This window comes from Photobacterium sp. J15 (genome assembly GCF_963870815.1).
In the GTDB taxonomy this organism is placed as follows: Bacteria; Pseudomonadota; Gammaproteobacteria; order Enterobacterales; family Vibrionaceae; genus Photobacterium; species Photobacterium marinum.
Map to the genome: position 1 here is coordinate 3,637,645 of NZ_CAWMUI010000001.1, position 16,763 is coordinate 3,654,407.

Here is a 16,763-nt window from a genome sequence, read left to right on the forward strand (position 1 = left end):
CCTAAAGCTCCTGACCATCAAGAACAGCCTGAACATCGGCCGCCTGCACTGTATCGCCAGTATTGTTACCCCAGGCATTTCGCTCATACGTCACGACCGCCGCCAACTCTTTGAGGCTAAGCTGCGGGCCGAATGCCTGCATTGCCGTACCGCTCTGGCCATGTACCACAATGCTGATATGTTCCAGCTTCTTGGCCGGATCAACCGACACCCCCTGTCCGGCCAAAGCCGGGAATGCGCCGGGCAGCCCTTCGCCATTTAACTGGTGACACATGGCGCAGCGGGTGCCGTAAACCTGTTCACCCAAGCTCATCAGCTCATCCATCGACATCTCCATAGCCAGCAGGCGCTGCTCTTCCTCACGGGCCTGCTGCTGGGCCACTTTGGTCGCCTGCAACCACTGGTTGTAGTCATCCTGCTCCTTAGCGATCACCACGATGGGCATAAAGCCATGGTCTTTACCGCACAACTCGGCGCACTGACCACGGTAAATGCCGGGCTTATCAATCCGGGTCCAGGCTTCATTAATAAAACCGGGGTTGGCGTCTTTCTTCACTGCAAAATCCGGCACCCACCAGGAGTGAATGACATCCTGGGAAGTGATCAGGAAACGAACTTTCTGACCCACCGGCAGCACCAGCGGGCGATCAACTTCCAGCAGATAGTTATCGCGCTTGTCGCGTTTATTCTCGATCTGGGCTGTTGTGGTCGCCAAAAGTGAATAAAATTCAACATCTTCATCGAAATAGCGGTAATGCCATTTCCATTGCGAACCGGTGACCTGGATAGTGATGTCTGACTCTGATGAATCTTCCATTGCCAGCAAGGTACTGGTGGCCGGAATCGCCATCAGAATAAGAATGATGAAAGGGATCACCGTCCAGATGATTTCGACTTTAGTGCTCTCATGGAATGATGCTGCCACAGCCCCTTTCGACTTACGGTGATGAATAATGGCCCAGAACATCACCCCGAAAACTGCAATACCGATGGCAATGCAGATATAAAGAATGGTCATGTGAAGATCGTAAACGCGCTGGCTGACTTCGGTGACACCGGGGGTCATATTAAGGCGCATAATTTCGGTTTCAGCCGCGACAGGCAGTGCCATCAATGCCGCCGGCAATCCGCTGAACAATTGGCGAATCGTCACCAGGATCCCTCCCTTTTGTCCTTCCACAATCACCCGGCAGCCTGCCGGGAAATAGAAAATACCCATACTATCTATGAGTTAATCCAGACTATTTTTGATTAACACTTTATTTACAATTAACTTAGGACAGGATCGAAGAAACCAGCAATAAATTGGCGGGAAAAAGTATGCAGCAAAGCAGTATAGCCCGAGGCAGGCCAGACTACTCAAAACAGAAAAATGCAGAATAAAATGCCAGGTAACAGCAGGAAGGTTATATCAAACTGAACAATAGCCAGAATAAAATAGTCTGAACTGGCAACTCCAATTATTGTCCAGTCTGATGTTACAGCCGGATATGCACCAGTACCGGGGTAAGGCGGTATTTCAGGTTAGGGATTTTCGCAATCCAGCGCTGCCATGGACGCCAGCGGGAGCATGAATGATCCAGCGGGCTGTGGCTGCTGACCAGTTCAGCCCAGGGAAGCCAGTTCAATATCTGGCGTACCGGATCCTTGTAGCCATGCCGATAAATATCAGCACCCATCTTCTGCGCCATTGCGGACTCACAACGATCCCCGGCGATAACAAAACAAGCTTCTATCTGACTGAAGTGGCAGCCGATACGCTGAATAAAATTCGCCAGTTCATTATCATTACATTGCAGCAAAGCCTGATCGCACAGCAGCAATACCGGGGCATTCCCCGTCGCCGGCAGCGCCTTAAGCCAGGATAAGTCGGTTACCGAACCCTGACGCATGGTATAGCGCTCACTACGGTGAAACAGACGCTGTCGCCACAACAGGTTTTCATCGGTATCCAGCTCGAACCAGCGGCAACGCCCGTTATCAAGACGGTAGAAACGGGTATCCAATCCCGCCCCGACATTAATGATCCAGCCATTGGGATGACGCCTGAGAAACTGTTGGACCAAACGGTCACACTGCAGAGTAAGGGTGGCATGCAGCAACTGGCGTTCAGTAACATTACCAACGAGGCAATCAGGTTTGAGGTGGCATTGGCTACAGGCCGCAGCAGCAACCGGGTCATAGATTAGCCCGTCATCAACCAAACTCTCGCGGCTACGTAGCCAGAGCGGTTGAAGCAAGGCAGTGGGAATATTGTAGCGGGAAGAATTGGTCATTATCATCTCCGTATGAAAGCAAGAAGATGATAATGACTATCATTAACTTTTGCAAAACATTCTGTTCAAAAAATGGCTATTTTTTACACCTCAGACGGCATAAAAACAAAGCCTGTCAGCAAAAGCTTTTTGTTGGCAGAGAGTTACATCCAGTCGCCGTTGCGGATCACCCCGACAGCAATACCTTCGATGGTCAGCTGCTGGTAATTCAGATCGACAACAATCGGCTCGAACTCTTCGTTTTCAGCATGCAGCAGCACCTGGGAACCCTTCTTCTCCAGACGCTTAACGGTGACATCGTCTTCCACCCTGGCCACCACAACCTGACCGTTGTGAACGTCCTGGGTTTTATGCACAGCCAGCAAATCGCCGTCCATAATACCGATGTCTTTCATACTCATACCATTAACCCGAAGCAGAAAATCAGCGCGGGGTTTAAATAATGCCGGATCGACTTCGTAATGAGTTTCCACGTGCTCCTGAGCCAGAATAGGCTCACCCGCAGCAACCTGACCGATCAGCGGCAGGCCCTGCTCTTCAGAACTCTGGGTATCCAGCAGCAGGCGAATGCCACGAGATGCTCCGGGAATGATCTCAATCACTTCTTTACGCGCCAATGCTTTCAAGTGCTCTTCGGCAGCATTGGCGGAACGGAATCCAAGTTCACGGGCTATCTCAGCACGTGTTGGCGGCATTCCAGAATCTTCAATTTTTGCTTTGATCAAATCAAAGACTTCTTGTTGGCGCGGCGTTAACGGCTTCATGGCTCACCCTGTCTGTTTATACAGTTCACTGTGAGTATATCCAGTGTTCACTGGCTTGAAAAGGCAATTGTTTACGAAAAGAGCAATTTACCAAATGACATAAAAGGCAGGTTGCTGTTAAAGCAAGGGTTTTGCAGTTAAGTCCGGCGAAAAACCGCATAACTTCTCGGAAAAGTGTGATAAGCAGCAAATGGCACAAAAAAGAACAATAAGTTACAGAAAATCTGATGCAAATTTGATATTCAACCAAAACTATGTGGCATTTAGCAGCAAACCCGCTGGCATTTTCTGCTATTCTTGCCACGCATTAAGAATTCGAGGCTAGTAAAAGATATGTCAAGTTGGCAGAAAATCTATCGAAATTTATTAAATTTGCCGCTTTCTCTGCTGGTTAAAACGCATTCCATCCCTTCAGATCCAATGGCGGATCTGGAATTAGATTTAGAACGACCGATTATCTATATTCTGCCGTTTTGTTCTAACACAGATTTAATGACCCTGCGCAGCAGCACAGAGGCACTGGGATTGCCTGATCCGCTGCAACCACTGGAGATTGGCGGTAAGTCTTACGTCCGTTATGTATACATTGCCGAAGGCCCAAGCGTGTTCGGCTCCGACAGTGAACTCCCGCAAGAATCCAAAGACCTGTTCACCGCCCTGCTTGAGCACCACAAACAAGACAGCGAGCTGGATGTCCAGGTTGTTCCGGCATCTATCCTATGGGGACGCAAACCTGGTAAGGAAGACAACCAGAAACCGACCCTGCGCCCGCTGAACGGACCGGAAAAATTCTTCACTATCTTGGCCCACGGCCGCGACTGTATGGTACGCCTGAGCCCGGCGGTATCGCTGCGTTATATGGCCGACCACCACGGCACCGACGATTCCATCGCCCACAAACTGGCGCGTGTCGCCAAGATCCACTTTTCGCGTCAGCAGCTGGCTGCTTCCGGTCCTAAGCTGCCGGATCGCCAGGCCCTGTTCAAACGCCTGCTGGCATCCAAGGCAATCGAGAAAGTCGTTGCCGAAGAAGCCGAAAGCCGCGACGTGCCGGTAGAGAAAGTACGCAAAGAAGCCATTGATATGATGGAAGAAATTGCTGCCAACTTCTCTTATTCACTGATCAAGCGCGGTGACCGCTTCCTTGGCTGGCTGTGGAACAAACTCTACCAGGGTCTGAATATCCATAACGCCCAGCGCGTCCGTCAACTGGCCCAGGACGGTCACGAAATCGTTTATGTTCCGTGTCACCGCAGTCACATGGACTACCTGCTGCTGTCTTACGTTCTGTACCAGGAAGGCTTGGTTCCACCGCACATCGCTGCCGGTATCAACCTGAACTTCTTCCCGGCCGGTCCGATTTTCCGCCGTGGTGGAGCTTTCTTTATCCGCCGCAGTTTCAAAGGTAATCGCCTGTACTCAACCGTATTCCGTGAATACCTGTCTGAGCTGTTTGCCAAAGGTTACTCGGTTGAATACTTCAGCGAAGGTGGTCGTTCCCGTACAGGACGCCTGCTGCCGGCGAAAACCGGTATGCTGTCGATGACCATCCAGGCAATGCTGCGCGGCCTCAACCGCCCAGTAACTCTGGTACCTGTTTACATCGGCTATGAACACGTAATGGAAGTAGCAACCTATGCCAAGGAGCTACGCGGCAAACGCAAGGAAAAAGAAAACGTCGGCCAGGTGCTGCGTACCCTGCGTAAACTGCGCAACCTCGGCCAGGGTTATGTGAACTTCGGTGAGCCTATCTCGCTGAACCACTACCTTAATGACAAGGTGCCTGAATGGCATAACGATGTCGATCCGATTGAACCGCCGCGCCCGCAGTGGCTGAACCCAGTGGTCAATGAGCTGGCCAATAAGATGATGACCCACATCAACGATGCGGCAGCCACCAACGCCCTGACTCTGAGCGCCCTGGCCCTGTTGGCATCACGCCAACGTGCGCTGAGCCGTGAAGAGCTGGAGCAGCAAATTGACTGCTACCTGCAACTGCTGCGCAATGTACCGTACTCAGAGCAATGCACCATGCCGGATAACACCGCGGCAGAACTGGTTGGCCACGCCATTGATATGGATAAGTTCATTGTTGAGCGTGACAGCCTGGGCGACATCATTTCGCTTAACCGTCAACAGTCAATCCTGATGACATACTACCGCAACAACATTATCCACCTGTTTGCGATGCCGTCGCTGATTGCCCACATCGTGGTTCAGCACCAGCGCCTGAGCAAGGCTGCACTGCATGAGCAGGTTGAGCTGTTGTACCCGTTCCTCAAAGCAGAGCTGTTCCTTCGCTTTGAAAAAGAGGAACTGACTGAAGTAATCAATGCCCAGATCGACGAACTGGTTCGCCAGCGCCTGATCCTACAAGAAGGTGATGATATTGCCCTAAACAGCGCCCGTATCGGTCCGCTGCAGCTACTGGCACGTACTATCTCTGAAACACTGCAGCGCTACGCGATTGCCCTGACCCTGCTACGCTCTGAGCCGCAGCTGATGAAGAGCGATCTGGAACAGCAGAGCCAGATGATGGCCCAACGCCTGAGCCGACTACACGGTATCAATGCGCCGGAATTCTTCGATAAAGGTGTATTTGCCACTCTGGTGAAGACCCTGCGAGCGGAAGGCTACCTCAATGAGGAGTGCCACGCGGTATCACATCCGGTAGAAAACCTGGCCGATCTGTTGGCTGCACTGGTTTCACCAGAAGTGAAACTGACAATCCAAGCAGTAATGAACCGGGAAGAAAAAGTCGAAGAATCCGAGTCCGCAGCCTGATAATACAAGGCTAGGATTCAGTTCTTTACACCAAATTCAGCAGGTCCTCCGGGACCTGCTTTTTTTCGTCGGTATTCCGCCATACAGCTTTAGAGCTATCATGTTCCAATTACTCCCAAAGCTGTACTCGGCTAGCAAAATCCAACTTAATAGGCTGAATTTAAAGAGCATAATCAAATTCACCAGCTATACCACTACCTCGTAAGTACAGCCTAGGAAGCTTTGGGTATACCGGTGGTCAAAACCTCTCTTAACCGCCATTAACTTTCTAACAGATAATCACAGGCACAAAAAAAGCGCCGGATAAAGGCGCTTTTCCATGGTCTGCTAATTACAGACAGCTAACTGATTTGTGAACAACTAGCCGATACAAACACTGGCCGCAATACCAACCCAAATCAGCATTCCGACATAGTTGTTGTTCAGGAAAGCACTGAAGCAAGGACCGCGCTCTCGGCCGCGGATTAGCATTTGCTGGTAAACAAACAATGCCGATGCCAGTAGCAGGAACCAGAAATACAGCTGGCTCAGTGACAATATCGCGCCAACGGCAATCAGGAATACCAGGGTGCCTAACTGCAACAATCCGACGATGATTTTATCGAATTTACCAAACAGGATAGCCGTTGATTTGATACCAATTTTCAGGTCATCATCGCGATCAACCATGGCGTATTGGGTATCGTAAGCAATCGTCCACAAAATGTTGGCTGCGAACAACAGCCAGGCAACAATCGGCAATTCACCGGACTGCGCAGCGTAAGCCATCGGGATCGACCAGCCAAACGCGATGCCCAACACCAACTGCGGCAGATGAGTATAGCGCTTCATAAACGGGTAAGTTGCCGCCAGCAACAAACCAACCGCAGACAACATAATGGTCAGGGTATTCATGGTCAGCACCAGCAGGAAGGACACCAGCACCAGTAGGCCAAACAGGCCCAATGCCTCACGCTCAGTGATCCTGCCCGACGGCATCGGCCGCTGTGCCGTTCGCTTCACATGACCGTCAAAATTGCGATCGGCATAATCATTAATCACACAACCTGCCGCCCGCATAAAAATCACCCCGAGCACAAAAACCGTCAGGACATGCCAGTCCGGCATGCCATCCGCTGCCAGGAACAATGCCCACAGGGTCGGCCACAGCAGCAGTAAACTACCAATCGGACGATCAAACCGCGCTAACTGCCAAAAGGCTTTAGCTTTGCTTATTTCCAACTTTGAGTCTCCTTCGCATAAACAGGGGCAGCTTCCAGAAACAACTCAGCGACCAGCAGGGGCTTATCGTTAATCCACAACCGCGAACGTCGTGCCCACATCGGCTCATCTTTCGTGCCGACATTGGCCACCATCAGGGCATCACGTCGCGCACTGCGATCGGTAAATACCCGAAAACCTAACGGCATTTCACCCAGCTGCTCTAAATCGCGCTCCGGGCCAGTCAGGGTTGATAACGGGATCAGTGTACGGGCAAACACCCAAGGTTCCCCGTCTCCTTTCAGGACAACTTTGCGTACCAGGCAATCACCATCACCAATCAGCGACCGTTCATCATCGGTCAGTTGCGACGGTTCTACCCGGAACTGCTCTATCAGGGATACGCTGAAATGCTCACAATAGCGCTGAAATCGGCGCGATAATGAATCAGGTTCAAGCAACCAATGCCCAAACTCAGTCCCTTCAATGGCTGTTTCTTCCGGTGCCTGCCATTTGGCACGAGCCAACAAGGGCTTGTACAACTGCTTGAATTTCGACATTTTTCTAATAAAAAGTATACCAACCTGTCATCAGGGGGTTGGTAGAGTACGGTTAATTTATTACCATGAGGAAACACTATTGTAGCAAGCTGTAACGGGTACGAATATCGTTACGATCGAAAGAAAGCAAATCATTACCTGAAATCCCGATAAATCCATGAGTGTAATAATGAGACAGATTATCTTAGGCTTCACCCTGCTTTTTGCCACCCTGCTGGCTCCGTTTAATGCTTCGGCGGAAGAAGAAAAAGCCGCGGGCCCGCAATACACTTATTACACCCTGTCCCCGGATATCACAACCAACTACTACACCCAGGGCAAACGCATCGGCTACCTTCGCCTTCAGATTGACCTGATGGTAGCCGACCCGGACTTGATCAAAATTGTCGAGCACCACTCCCCGCTGATCCGTGATGCCATCATTACCATTATTGGCCAGCAACCGGAGGCCAAAATCAAATCTCTGGCCGGACGAGAAGAAATCCGCCAGGCCTGTCTCAACAAAGCCAATGAGCTGTTGATTGCAGAAACCCGACAGAAAGTGCTGACCGAGCTGCTGTTTACCAAATACCTTTATCAGTAAGCTCGAATTAACGGATCACAGGTATGAAAAAGGCGCCTCAGCGCCTTTTTTACTATTTACTAGCCGCAACTTCTAAGCTGCAGCGACCGAACCGGCCTGACGCTGCTGATCAATATACTCAGCAACCGCTATCTGCTGCCCGGCATCGAGATACAGCCCCAGCTTGCTGCGTCGCCACAGCGCATCTTCTGCCGCCTGAACAAACTCATGCTCAATCAGGTAATCAAGCTCGCAAGCATACAGGCCCTCACCGAAATACCGTCCCATCTCAGCTTCACCGCTGATCCCTTCCAACATTTTCAGAGCACGCGTACCGTAATTGGTCGCCAAGCGCTCAATCGTGAAGTCAGACAACCAAGGACACTGGTGCTGCAACTGTGCAGCCAGGCTTTGGCGATCAAATTCCGCGTCACCGCCCGGCAGGCAAGCATTCGCCGTCCAGGAGGCCCCCATTTTCGGGAAGAAGGGTGCCAGCTTCACCATCGCCGCTTCAGCCAGTTTGCGGTAGGTTGTCAGCTTACCGCCGAAAATAGACAGCAACGGCGGGTTGTTCCCTTCCTGCTCCAGCTCAAGGGTATAGTCGCGGGTGATCGCCTGCGGTGAATCAGATTCATCATCACACAGCGGGCGAACTCCACTGTAAGTCCAGACCACATCATCACGGGTCAGCTTGCGGGTAAAGTGGTTGTTATAAACATCAAGCAGATAACGGATTTCATTGTCATCAATCGCTACATCACGAGGATCGCCCTGATATTCCACATCTGTGGTACCAATGATCGAGAAACGATCCAGATAAGGGATCACAAACACAATCCGACTGTCTTCATTTTGCAGAATGTAAGCCTGGGTCTGATCATGTACTCGCGGCACCACAATATGTGAGCCCTTGATCAAACGGATATTGCGCGGTGATGCCTCTTCCATACTCTGATCAAAAAAGGTTTTCACCCAAGGACCTGCTGCATTAACCAGAGCATGAGCCCGGCGCTCAAACGTCTCACCGGACAAAGTGTCTCGCACGGTAACCCGCCACAACTCTCCTTCCCTGACCGCCTGCTCTACCTTACAGCGGTTACGAACCTCCCCGCCACGCTCTGCCACTTCCATGACATTGAGGATCACCAAACGAGCATCATCAACCCAACAATCGGAATACTCGAACCCCTGAGTAATTTCCGGCACCAGTACAGAATCCTGACCGAACTTTACCCCGTGGCTGGCTGGCAGTGTGGTTCGCTTACCCAAGTGATCATAAAGAAACAGACCGGCACGGATCATCCAGGCCGGGCGCAGATGCGGACGGTGCGGCAGGCGAAAACGCATCGGATGCGCAATGTGTGGGGCCTTACGCAACAGAACTTCACGTTCTGCCAACGCTTCACCGACTAAGCGAAATTCATAATGCTCCAGGTAACGCAGACCGCCGTGGATCAGCTTAGAGCTGGCTGAAGATGTAGCTGATGCAAAGTCCGCCGCTTCGTACAGACCGACCTGCAGCCCGCGTCCAGCTGCGTCCGCCGCAATGCCGGCACCATTGATACCGCCCCCGACGACAATCAGATCCAAGACTTCCTTTGCTGTTTCCCGCATAGCACACCTCAATCAATATGGAATAAGTTCGAAAATGTTCGTTTACGCTCGATATCGAGCATAATAGATCATAAATTGATTAAGATCATTATTTTTTGTTTTCGATTTGTTACAAAAGCCATGAGGTTATTATGGTTTTAACAAAAAACGGGCTGCCATTACTGGCAGCCCGTTTGAAAGAATCTGTCTGTTTATCGCAAGCGATGGATCAGCTGATGATTTCCATATGAATTTCATTTTCCGCTAGCCGCTTGGCCAGCTCCGCCGGAGGCTCCTGATCGGTAAACAGCATATCAATCTGGCTGATATCACCAAGGTTAACCATGGCATTACGGCCAAACTTAGTATGGTCGACCCCTAGCAGCACACAGCGACTATTCTCAATAATTGCCTGTTTCACCCGGACTTCATGGTAATCAAAATCCAGCAGCGAACCGTCAAGGTCTATGCCGCTGATCCCCATAATGCCGAAATCCAGACGGAACTGGGAAATGAAATCCAGCGTCGCTTCACCGACAATCCCGCCGTCGCGATTACGCACTTCGCCACCGGCCAGGATCACCCGGAAGTCATCTTTGCCGGTCAGGATACTGGCAACATTGAGGTTATTGGTCACGATACGCAGGTCATTGTGATCGAGCAAAGCACGGGCAACCGCTTCTGGTGTCGTGCCAATATCAATAAACAAGGTTGCCCCATCCGGGATGTGCTTAACCATGGCCCTGGCAATGTTGTCTTTCTCTGCCAGTTTCATCACTTTACGGGTGCTGTATGAGGTATTGACGGAACTTGAAGGAATGGTGGCGCCACCATGGTGACGACGGATCTTGTTATCCGCGGCCAGCTCATTGAGGTCACGACGGATAGTTTGCGGGCTCACGTTAAAACGCTCGACCAAATCATCAGTGCTGACATAGCCATGAGTTTTAACGAGATCGATAATTTCCTGATGTCGTTTACTTTGCTTCACTACAGACGCTGCTCCTAGTTGCAACAAGGCTCCGCGATTGCGAAGCCTTGTCATATTACCTAGAGCGTTATAAAGATGCCAATGATGGCGCTCTCAATCACGCATTTTGTTGTTCAGCTTTAGCTTCTACAACTTCCTTATGAAGCTTGCTTTCACCAATTAGTGCCAGGGTCAGGAAGAAGATAGACAGACCACAAGAAGCAGTCAGTACCATGAAGCCGCCGTCCCAACCGAAGTGGTCAACGGTGTAACCCAAGACAGCGTTCGCCGCTACCGCACCACCAAGGTAACCGAACAGACCAGTCAGACCTGCTGCTGTACCTGCCGCTTTCTTCGGAGCCAGTTCAAGTGCATACAGACCAATCAGCATAACCGGACCGTAAATCAGGAAGCCGATAGCAACCAGTGCAATCATATCGATGGTTGGGTTGCCCGCCGGGTTGAACCAGTAAACCAGTACCGCAACAGTAACCAGCGCCATGAACAGGATACCTGCCGGAGCTCGGCGGCCCTTGAAGAATTTATCCGACATCCAACCACACAATAGCGTACCTGGAATACCAGCCCACTCGTACAGGAAGTAAGCCCATGAAGACTTATCCACGGTAAAGTGTTTTGCTTCACTCAGGTATACCGGCGCCCAGTCCAATACACCGTAGCGGATCATGTAAACAAAGGCGTTTGCAACTGCAATGAACCACAGCAGTTTGTTGTTAAATACATACTTGAAGAAGATTTCCTTCGCTGTCATCTCTTTCTCGTGAGACTCATCGTAGCTGTCAGGATAATCATCTTTGTGTTCTTCGATTGATGGCAGGCCACAAGACTGCGGAGTATCGCGCATTACCAGCAGGGTAAATGCTGCAACCAACAAGGCAAAGAAAGCCGGTACGTAGAAAGCAGTGCGCCAGTCATCATTGAATGCCCACAGACCCAGCAGGAACATAGGACCAATCAGGCCACCACCCACGTTATGGGCAACGTTCCAGACCGATACAATCTCACCACGCTCCTTACGAGACCACCAGTGAACCATGGTACGGCCACAGGCAGGCCACCCCATACCCTGGAACCAGCCGTTCAGGAACAGAAGGATAAACATAGCCGCAATACTACCGGTCGCCCAAGGCATAAAACCGAAGCACAGCATAACAATGGCCGACATCGACAAACCGGCGGCAAGGAAATAACGCGGGTTAGATCGGTCTGACACACTACCCATCAGGAATTTAGACAGGCCGTAAGCAATAGATACCGCAGCCAGGGCCACACCCAGGTCACCGCGGCTGTAGCCGTATTCTTCAATCAAGTAAGGCATTGCCAGACTGAAGTTTTTACGAACAAGGTAGTAACCGGCATAGCCAAAGAAAATACCAATGAAAAGTTGCCAACGCAGGCGCTTATATACGGGATCGATCTGCCCGTCAGGGAGACGCTCCGTATGTGCAGCAGGTTTGAAGATGCCAAACATAAGATGTTCCTTAAAATTTTGTTGTTTTAGCGATGGTTTTTGCGTAATCGCAAATGTAGGGCGAGCGAAAATAATCGGTTGCGCTCAAGGTATGCAAATTATTGCGCGAATGGTGAGTTTAAAATGTGAAAAGAATCAAAAACGAAGATTTAATTTCCATCTATGGTGCTTTTACTCTAAAACTTTGACGTATATCCGGAAAAAACAAGCATAATCAGTAGGTAATAAAGTGAAAACAGCAGGCAAGCAATCTTGCCTGTCGTCATCAGGAAATGCTCTGGCGCCGCCCCTTGGCGTCCAGCAATGCCAGCCCGCAGCCACTAATCAGGCCAAACAGGTGAGCCATATTGGCCATATTGACCCCCAGCGGCTGAGCAAAGCCTAAAACCAACCAAATCAGCATAAAGGCGACATAAGATTTAGGAATAGTCAGCCCCCGCTCCGGGGCCAGCCAGCCCATCCACCAGAAATATCCCATCAGCGCATAAACCACGCCCGACAGGCCGCCGAAATTTGGCCCATGCAACCAGAACTGAGCGAAGCCGGAGATCAAAGCGGAAATCAGAAACACCTGCATCAACTTGCTACTACCGCTATGGCGCTCCAGCTGGCCGCCGAGCAACCACCACCACAGACAATTGAAGACAATATGCACGGTCGAAAAATGCAGTAATGCGTGAGAGAAGAAGCGCCAGATCTGCCATTGGTCACCATCCATAAACGGAAAGTGCAGCCAATTGAACATCGGTTGCTGCAAACCAAACAGCCACAGCGCATAAATCGCAATAGCGACCACCATCACCGACAGGCAAAAAGGCCCGGCTTTGGCTTTGATGATAGCCAGCAGATTTGGGCTACGATAATGAATCTTCGCAGTCCGGGTTTCAGCCACCTGCCATGATGCCGCCAGATATTTACTGTCGCTAGGATTAGCCAGGAACATATTCAGCTCAGCCTGCACCTCAATCAGATGCTGTGCATCATTCAGCCAAATGGCAAACATTCCCTCCGGCTCCGGGGCCATAGTCAGAGTGATCCCACGCGACGCCATATAATCAATGAACGCCTGCGCCTGGCGAGGATTGTTCAGACCGGCTAAACGATACATTCAGTTCTCCACTAACAGGGCTCAAGCCTGTGAAATACAAGGGTAGGCCTGTCGGCGCCAGGCCTCAAAACCACCATCAAGGCTATATACAGTATCAAAGCCCTGATTAACAAGATATTGCGCAGCTCCCTGACTGCTGATGCCGTGATAACACATCACAACGACCGGCTGCTCAAAATCCACCAGCTCCATAAACTGAACAATTGTATCATTAGTCAGGTGAAAGGCTGACTCAGCATGTGACTGAGCATATGACTGAGGATCACGGATATCCACCAACACCGCCTTCAGGTCTTCCTGCTGCAACAGCAGGTAAGCCTGCTCTACCGAAATGTGCTCAAACTGATCCATGGGCTGCCTCATTATTCTTTCTCAATATTGGCTAACTGAGTCAATAGCCGAAATAGTATGTAATTGTCATTGGGTGATCTTCGTGGCAGAAAAAATGTGATGATCATCCGTTTTAGGATCCCGGCCGGAGCAAATCGCCCGGGATACTGCCACCGCATCATTGTACCCCACAAAGTTACTCACAACCTCACAGAGATAGTAAGGCTATCAACAACAGCAACCTCCTTTACTGAGATCAGGCAGGACAAGGTTTCTTTCGTTACTCCCACTCCATCAAACTTATTCACTGATCATTTTGCCACCAGCTGTGGAAAAAACTGTGAATAGCGTTGATAATGTGTTTTGGTAGATTTGGATCCACTACATATAGATTGGATCCGATCAAAAGCTGTGGATAACCTTTCATTTGATCCACAAAGCTACTCACATCTGTGATTTATCTCCCAGAAATCAGGCACAAAAAAGCCGGCTCTAGGCCGGCTTTCTTTAATTCAATCGTGTGGATAAAAAATCGAGGATCCTTAGATCACATCACCCACAGCTTCTTTCAGCTTTTTCATGGCATTTTTTTCAAGCTGGCGGATCCTTTCCGCCGAAACGCCATAATGATCCGCCAACTCTTGCAGTGTGGCTTTCTCATCATCTAACCAGCGGGAACGGACTATATGCTGGCTACGATCATCCAAACTTGCCAATGCCAATGACAAACGGTTATTGGCATAGCTTTCCCAGTTGTTTTCTTCAAAGCTCAGCGCAACATCCGAAGACTTATCTTCCAAGTAATAAACCGGGGCCGACGGAGCACCATCACGATCATCATCGTCAGACGGCATCTCAAAAGTAGAATCCTGAGCGGCTAAGCGCGATTCCATCTCTCTCACTTCGCTGGCATCCACACCCAACTGTTCGGCAACCATCTCGACTTCTTCGTTATTGAACCAGCCCAGACGTTTCTTCGCCTTACGCAAGTTGAAGAACAACTTACGTTGCGCCTTGGTGGTCGCAACTTTAACGATCCGCCAGTTACGCAAAACATACTCGTGGATCTCAGCTTTGATCCAGTGGACAGCAAACGACACCAAGCGTACACCCACTTCAGGATTGAAGCGTTTAACCGCTTTCATCAGGCCAATATTGCCTTCCTGAACCAGATCCGCCATCGGCAAACCATAACCTGAATAGCCTCGGGCAACATGCACCACGAAACGCAGATGAGACATAACCAGCGCCTTCGCCGCGTTAATATCACCATCATAGTGAAGACGCTCAGCTAACTCGCGTTCCTGCTCCGCCGAAAGCATCGGGTAGCTGTTGACGCTCTGGATATAACCGTCCAGGCTGTCTGCAGAAACTAAAGCCATTGATGTCATCTCTTGTGCCATTCAATCAACCTCGTGTGTTGTTTGTATCTATTTTGAACCAATGAGAAATCACTTGAACCTGTAATGATGCCCAGAATTCAAGCACCTTTGCAAGCAAGTCGCGTAATTTACATCATTTATAGAGTCAAAAACGTCAGATAGGTTCAATTTCTTTCAAATGGCGACCCGCCGAAAGGCGTGCAGCCAGCAGGCCAAGAAACGCTGCCACCATAAACAAAATCAGGGTTTCGTCCCAACGCAGGCCGACCAAACGGTAACTGCTGTCATATAACGCAGCCAGTTTTGCCACCGCGTTATCAAGCAGTATAGTCACAATCGCGGTCAACACCCAGGCAACAGCTGCCCCGATAAAACCATACCAGGCACCGGTATAAAGGTACGGGCGCAGAATAAAACTATCAGTCGCTCCTACCAGCTTCATCACCTGAATTTCGTTTTTATGGTTCTGTACCTGCAAGCGCAGGGTATTACCGACAATCAGAAAGACCGCAAACAACATCAGGCCGGACATCAAAGTTGCCATGGTTACAGCCAAATCCTTAATTGCCGCCAACCTCTGCAGCCAGTCGCTATCAAGGCGAACTTCGTCCACGGTTGGCTCGGTGCGGATTTTGGCAGCCAATTCTGTGGCACGCTCACTGGTTTGCCACTCCGATGCCGGACGCACCACCACTACCGATGGCAACGGGTTTTCATCCAGCAGGCTAAGAGCCTGATCAAAGCCGGCATGATCACGGAAATCCGTCAGGCCTTGCTGCGGCGAGATATACTCCACCGATTCAATTTCCGGCCAGCCACGCAGCTGATCGCTGAACTGGTTAGCTACCGGTTGAGAAATATTCTGATCTAAATAGAGGGTCAGTTGGGTCGGGTTCTGCCAAGCCTGGGCAACCAAGGCGACATTTTTCGCCAGCAGATAAAAACTGGCCGGTAGAGTCAGGGCAAAAGAGAGCACCGCCAGAGTCAAGATATTGCCCAGCGGCCGCCGCATCAATTCTTTCAGTGCCCCCAGGCATTGTTGCTTATGCACGGCAAAATAGCCGGTTTGCTCACGCGCCACGTGCTATCTCCCTCAAATGTCCTTGATGTAGGTCCAACCGCCGGTAGTCATGGGTACTCAGCAGCGACGTATCATGGGTCGCCATCAGCACACTCACCCCTACCCGGTTAAATTCTTCAAACAGTCGCATCACTTGCTGCGATAACTCGGCATCCAGGTTACCGGTCGGCTCATCCGCAACCAGCAGACGCGGCTTGTTCACTACCGCCCGGGCAATCCCGACCCGCTGCTGCTCACCACCGGAAAGCTGAACTGGCAGGCAACGAGCTTTATCCAGCAGACCAACCTTGTCCAGCGCTGCCGAAACCCGGCGCTTGATGTCTTTTTCCGATGCCAGTTCCACCCGCAGCGGCAAAGCTACGTTGTCATAGACACTGCGATCCATCAGCAACTTGTGGTCCTGGAAAATAATCCCGATATTGCGGCGCAAAAACGGGATCTGACTGTTATCGAGACGGGTAATATCATGACCGTTAAAGAAAATCTGGCCATCACTCGGCCGTTCAATCGCACAGATCAGTTTCAGCAAGGTACTCTTGCCCGCGCCGGAATGTCCGGTCAAAAACGCCATCTCTGCCTGTCGCAGATGAAAATCCACTTTTTGCAGGGCCTGACGACCACCGCGGTAAACCTTACTAACCTGCTGAAACCGAATCACGAT

Annotated in this window: 15 protein-coding genes; 2 read left to right on the plus strand and 13 right to left on the minus strand. The window is 50.6% G+C overall.

Annotation, left to right across the window (positions count from 1 at the left end):
* Position 1: 1 nt before the first annotated feature.
* The 3 genes from coxB to lexA all read right to left on the minus strand — a co-directional run bounded on the left by coxB (position 2) and on the right by lexA (position 3,040).
* Positions 2-1,111, minus strand: coding sequence for a cytochrome c oxidase subunit II (gene coxB, locus AACQ93_RS16365; RefSeq protein WP_064606773.1), 1,110 nt, complete (start codon positions 1,109-1,111; stop codon positions 2-4).
* Positions 1,112-1,478: 367 nt separating this feature from the next.
* The gene (locus tag AACQ93_RS16370; protein WP_064606303.1) at positions 1,479-2,276 is read right to left on the minus strand and encodes a class I SAM-dependent methyltransferase; all 798 of its coding nucleotides are present in this window, start codon (positions 2,274-2,276) and stop codon (positions 1,479-1,481) included.
* Between the two features lie 143 nt (positions 2,277-2,419).
* Positions 2,420-3,040 carry a transcriptional repressor LexA gene (lexA, locus tag AACQ93_RS16375; RefSeq protein ID WP_007469518.1) on the minus strand — a complete coding sequence of 207 codons (621 nt, stop codon included), beginning with the start codon at positions 3,038-3,040 and terminating at the stop codon, positions 2,420-2,422.
* A gap of 333 nt (positions 3,041-3,373) precedes the next feature.
* Here lexA and plsB point away from each other — a divergent pair, with 333 nt between their 5' ends.
* Positions 3,374-5,824 (plus strand): glycerol-3-phosphate 1-O-acyltransferase PlsB, encoded by a 2,451-nt coding sequence (gene plsB, locus AACQ93_RS16380; protein WP_064606305.1) that lies wholly within the window; start codon positions 3,374-3,376, stop codon positions 5,822-5,824.
* A gap of 360 nt (positions 5,825-6,184) precedes the next feature.
* On the opposite strand, the gene ubiA is transcribed toward plsB, so the two are convergent.
* Together ubiA and AACQ93_RS16390 are read right to left on the minus strand one after the other, a co-directional pair.
* Positions 6,185-7,045 (minus strand): 4-hydroxybenzoate octaprenyltransferase, encoded by an 861-nt coding sequence (gene ubiA / locus AACQ93_RS16385; protein WP_064606307.1) that lies wholly within the window; start codon positions 7,043-7,045, stop codon positions 6,185-6,187.
* On the minus strand, positions 7,036-7,584 hold the full coding sequence (locus AACQ93_RS16390; protein WP_064606310.1) for a chorismate--pyruvate lyase family protein: 549 nt from the start codon (positions 7,582-7,584) through the stop codon (positions 7,036-7,038). Before AACQ93_RS16390 ends, ubiA begins: the two co-directional genes overlap by 10 nt.
* A 169-nt stretch (positions 7,585-7,753) precedes the next feature.
* On the opposite strand from AACQ93_RS16390, the gene AACQ93_RS16395 reads away from it, so the two are divergent.
* Complete coding sequence (locus AACQ93_RS16395; RefSeq protein ID WP_064606312.1) at positions 7,754-8,167, plus strand: flagellar basal body-associated protein FliL; 414 nt, start codon at positions 7,754-7,756, stop codon at positions 8,165-8,167.
* Positions 8,168-8,239: 72 nt separating this feature from the next.
* On the opposite strand, the gene glpD is transcribed toward AACQ93_RS16395, so the two are convergent.
* From glpD to ftsE, 8 genes are all read right to left on the minus strand, one after another.
* Positions 8,240-9,760: a glycerol-3-phosphate dehydrogenase gene (gene glpD / locus AACQ93_RS16400; RefSeq protein ID WP_064606316.1), complete on the minus strand. Its 1,521-nt coding sequence runs from the start codon at positions 9,758-9,760 to the stop codon at positions 8,240-8,242.
* 208 nt (positions 9,761-9,968) lie between these two features.
* A complete protein-coding gene (locus AACQ93_RS16405) occupies positions 9,969-10,730 on the minus strand; it encodes a DeoR/GlpR family transcriptional regulator (protein ID WP_064606319.1) in 762 nt (253 codons plus the stop codon).
* A 97-nt stretch (positions 10,731-10,827) separates the two neighbouring features.
* Positions 10,828-12,201 (minus strand): glycerol-3-phosphate transporter, encoded by a 1,374-nt coding sequence (gene glpT / locus AACQ93_RS16410; protein ID WP_064606322.1) that lies wholly within the window; start codon positions 12,199-12,201, stop codon positions 10,828-10,830.
* Between the two features lie 265 nt (positions 12,202-12,466).
* On the minus strand, positions 12,467-13,309 hold the full coding sequence (gene glpG, locus AACQ93_RS16415) for a rhomboid family intramembrane serine protease GlpG (RefSeq protein ID WP_064606325.1): 843 nt from the start codon (positions 13,307-13,309) through the stop codon (positions 12,467-12,469).
* 21 nt (positions 13,310-13,330) lie between these two features.
* Entirely contained in the window at positions 13,331-13,660 is a 330-nt protein-coding gene (gene glpE / locus AACQ93_RS16420; protein ID WP_007469536.1) for a thiosulfate sulfurtransferase GlpE, read from the minus strand.
* Between the two features lie 521 nt (positions 13,661-14,181).
* Complete coding sequence (gene rpoH / locus AACQ93_RS16425) at positions 14,182-15,042, minus strand: RNA polymerase sigma factor RpoH (protein WP_064606327.1); 861 nt, start codon at positions 15,040-15,042, stop codon at positions 14,182-14,184.
* Positions 15,043-15,175: 133 nt separating this feature from the next.
* The gene (gene ftsX / locus AACQ93_RS16430) at positions 15,176-16,102 is read right to left on the minus strand and encodes a permease-like cell division protein FtsX (protein WP_064606329.1); all 927 of its coding nucleotides are present in this window, start codon (positions 16,100-16,102) and stop codon (positions 15,176-15,178) included.
* Positions 16,092-16,760: a cell division ATP-binding protein FtsE gene (gene ftsE, locus AACQ93_RS16435; RefSeq protein ID WP_007469544.1), complete on the minus strand. Its 669-nt coding sequence runs from the start codon at positions 16,758-16,760 to the stop codon at positions 16,092-16,094. Before ftsE ends, ftsX begins: the two co-directional genes overlap by 11 nt.
* Positions 16,761-16,763 lie beyond the last annotated feature (3 nt).

Excerpts from the sequence above, each read along its gene's own strand:
- coxB (WP_064606773.1), bottom strand. The coding sequence starts at position 1,111 with ATGGCACTGCCTGTCGCGGCTGAAACCGAAATTATGCGCCTTAATATG.
- AACQ93_RS16370 (WP_064606303.1), bottom strand. The coding sequence starts at position 2,276 with ATGACCAATTCTTCCCGCTACAATATTCCCACTGCCTTGCTTCAACCG.
- lexA (WP_007469518.1), bottom strand. The coding sequence starts at position 3,040 with ATGAAGCCGTTAACGCCGCGCCAACAAGAAGTCTTTGATTTGATCAAA.
- plsB (WP_064606305.1), top strand. The coding sequence starts at position 3,374 with ATGTCAAGTTGGCAGAAAATCTATCGAAATTTATTAAATTTGCCGCTT.
- AACQ93_RS16390 (WP_064606310.1), bottom strand. The coding sequence starts at position 7,584 with ATGTCGAAATTCAAGCAGTTGTACAAGCCCTTGTTGGCTCGTGCCAAA.
- AACQ93_RS16395 (WP_064606312.1), top strand. The coding sequence starts at position 7,754 with ATGAGACAGATTATCTTAGGCTTCACCCTGCTTTTTGCCACCCTGCTG.
- glpD (WP_064606316.1), bottom strand. The coding sequence starts at position 9,760 with ATGCGGGAAACAGCAAAGGAAGTCTTGGATCTGATTGTCGTCGGGGGC.
- glpT (WP_064606322.1), bottom strand. The coding sequence starts at position 12,201 with ATGTTTGGCATCTTCAAACCTGCTGCACATACGGAGCGTCTCCCTGAC.
- glpG (WP_064606325.1), bottom strand. The coding sequence starts at position 13,309 with ATGTATCGTTTAGCCGGTCTGAACAATCCTCGCCAGGCGCAGGCGTTC.
- glpE (WP_007469536.1), bottom strand. The coding sequence starts at position 13,660 with ATGGATCAGTTTGAGCACATTTCGGTAGAGCAGGCTTACCTGCTGTTG.
- rpoH (WP_064606327.1), bottom strand. The coding sequence starts at position 15,042 with ATGGCACAAGAGATGACATCAATGGCTTTAGTTTCTGCAGACAGCCTG.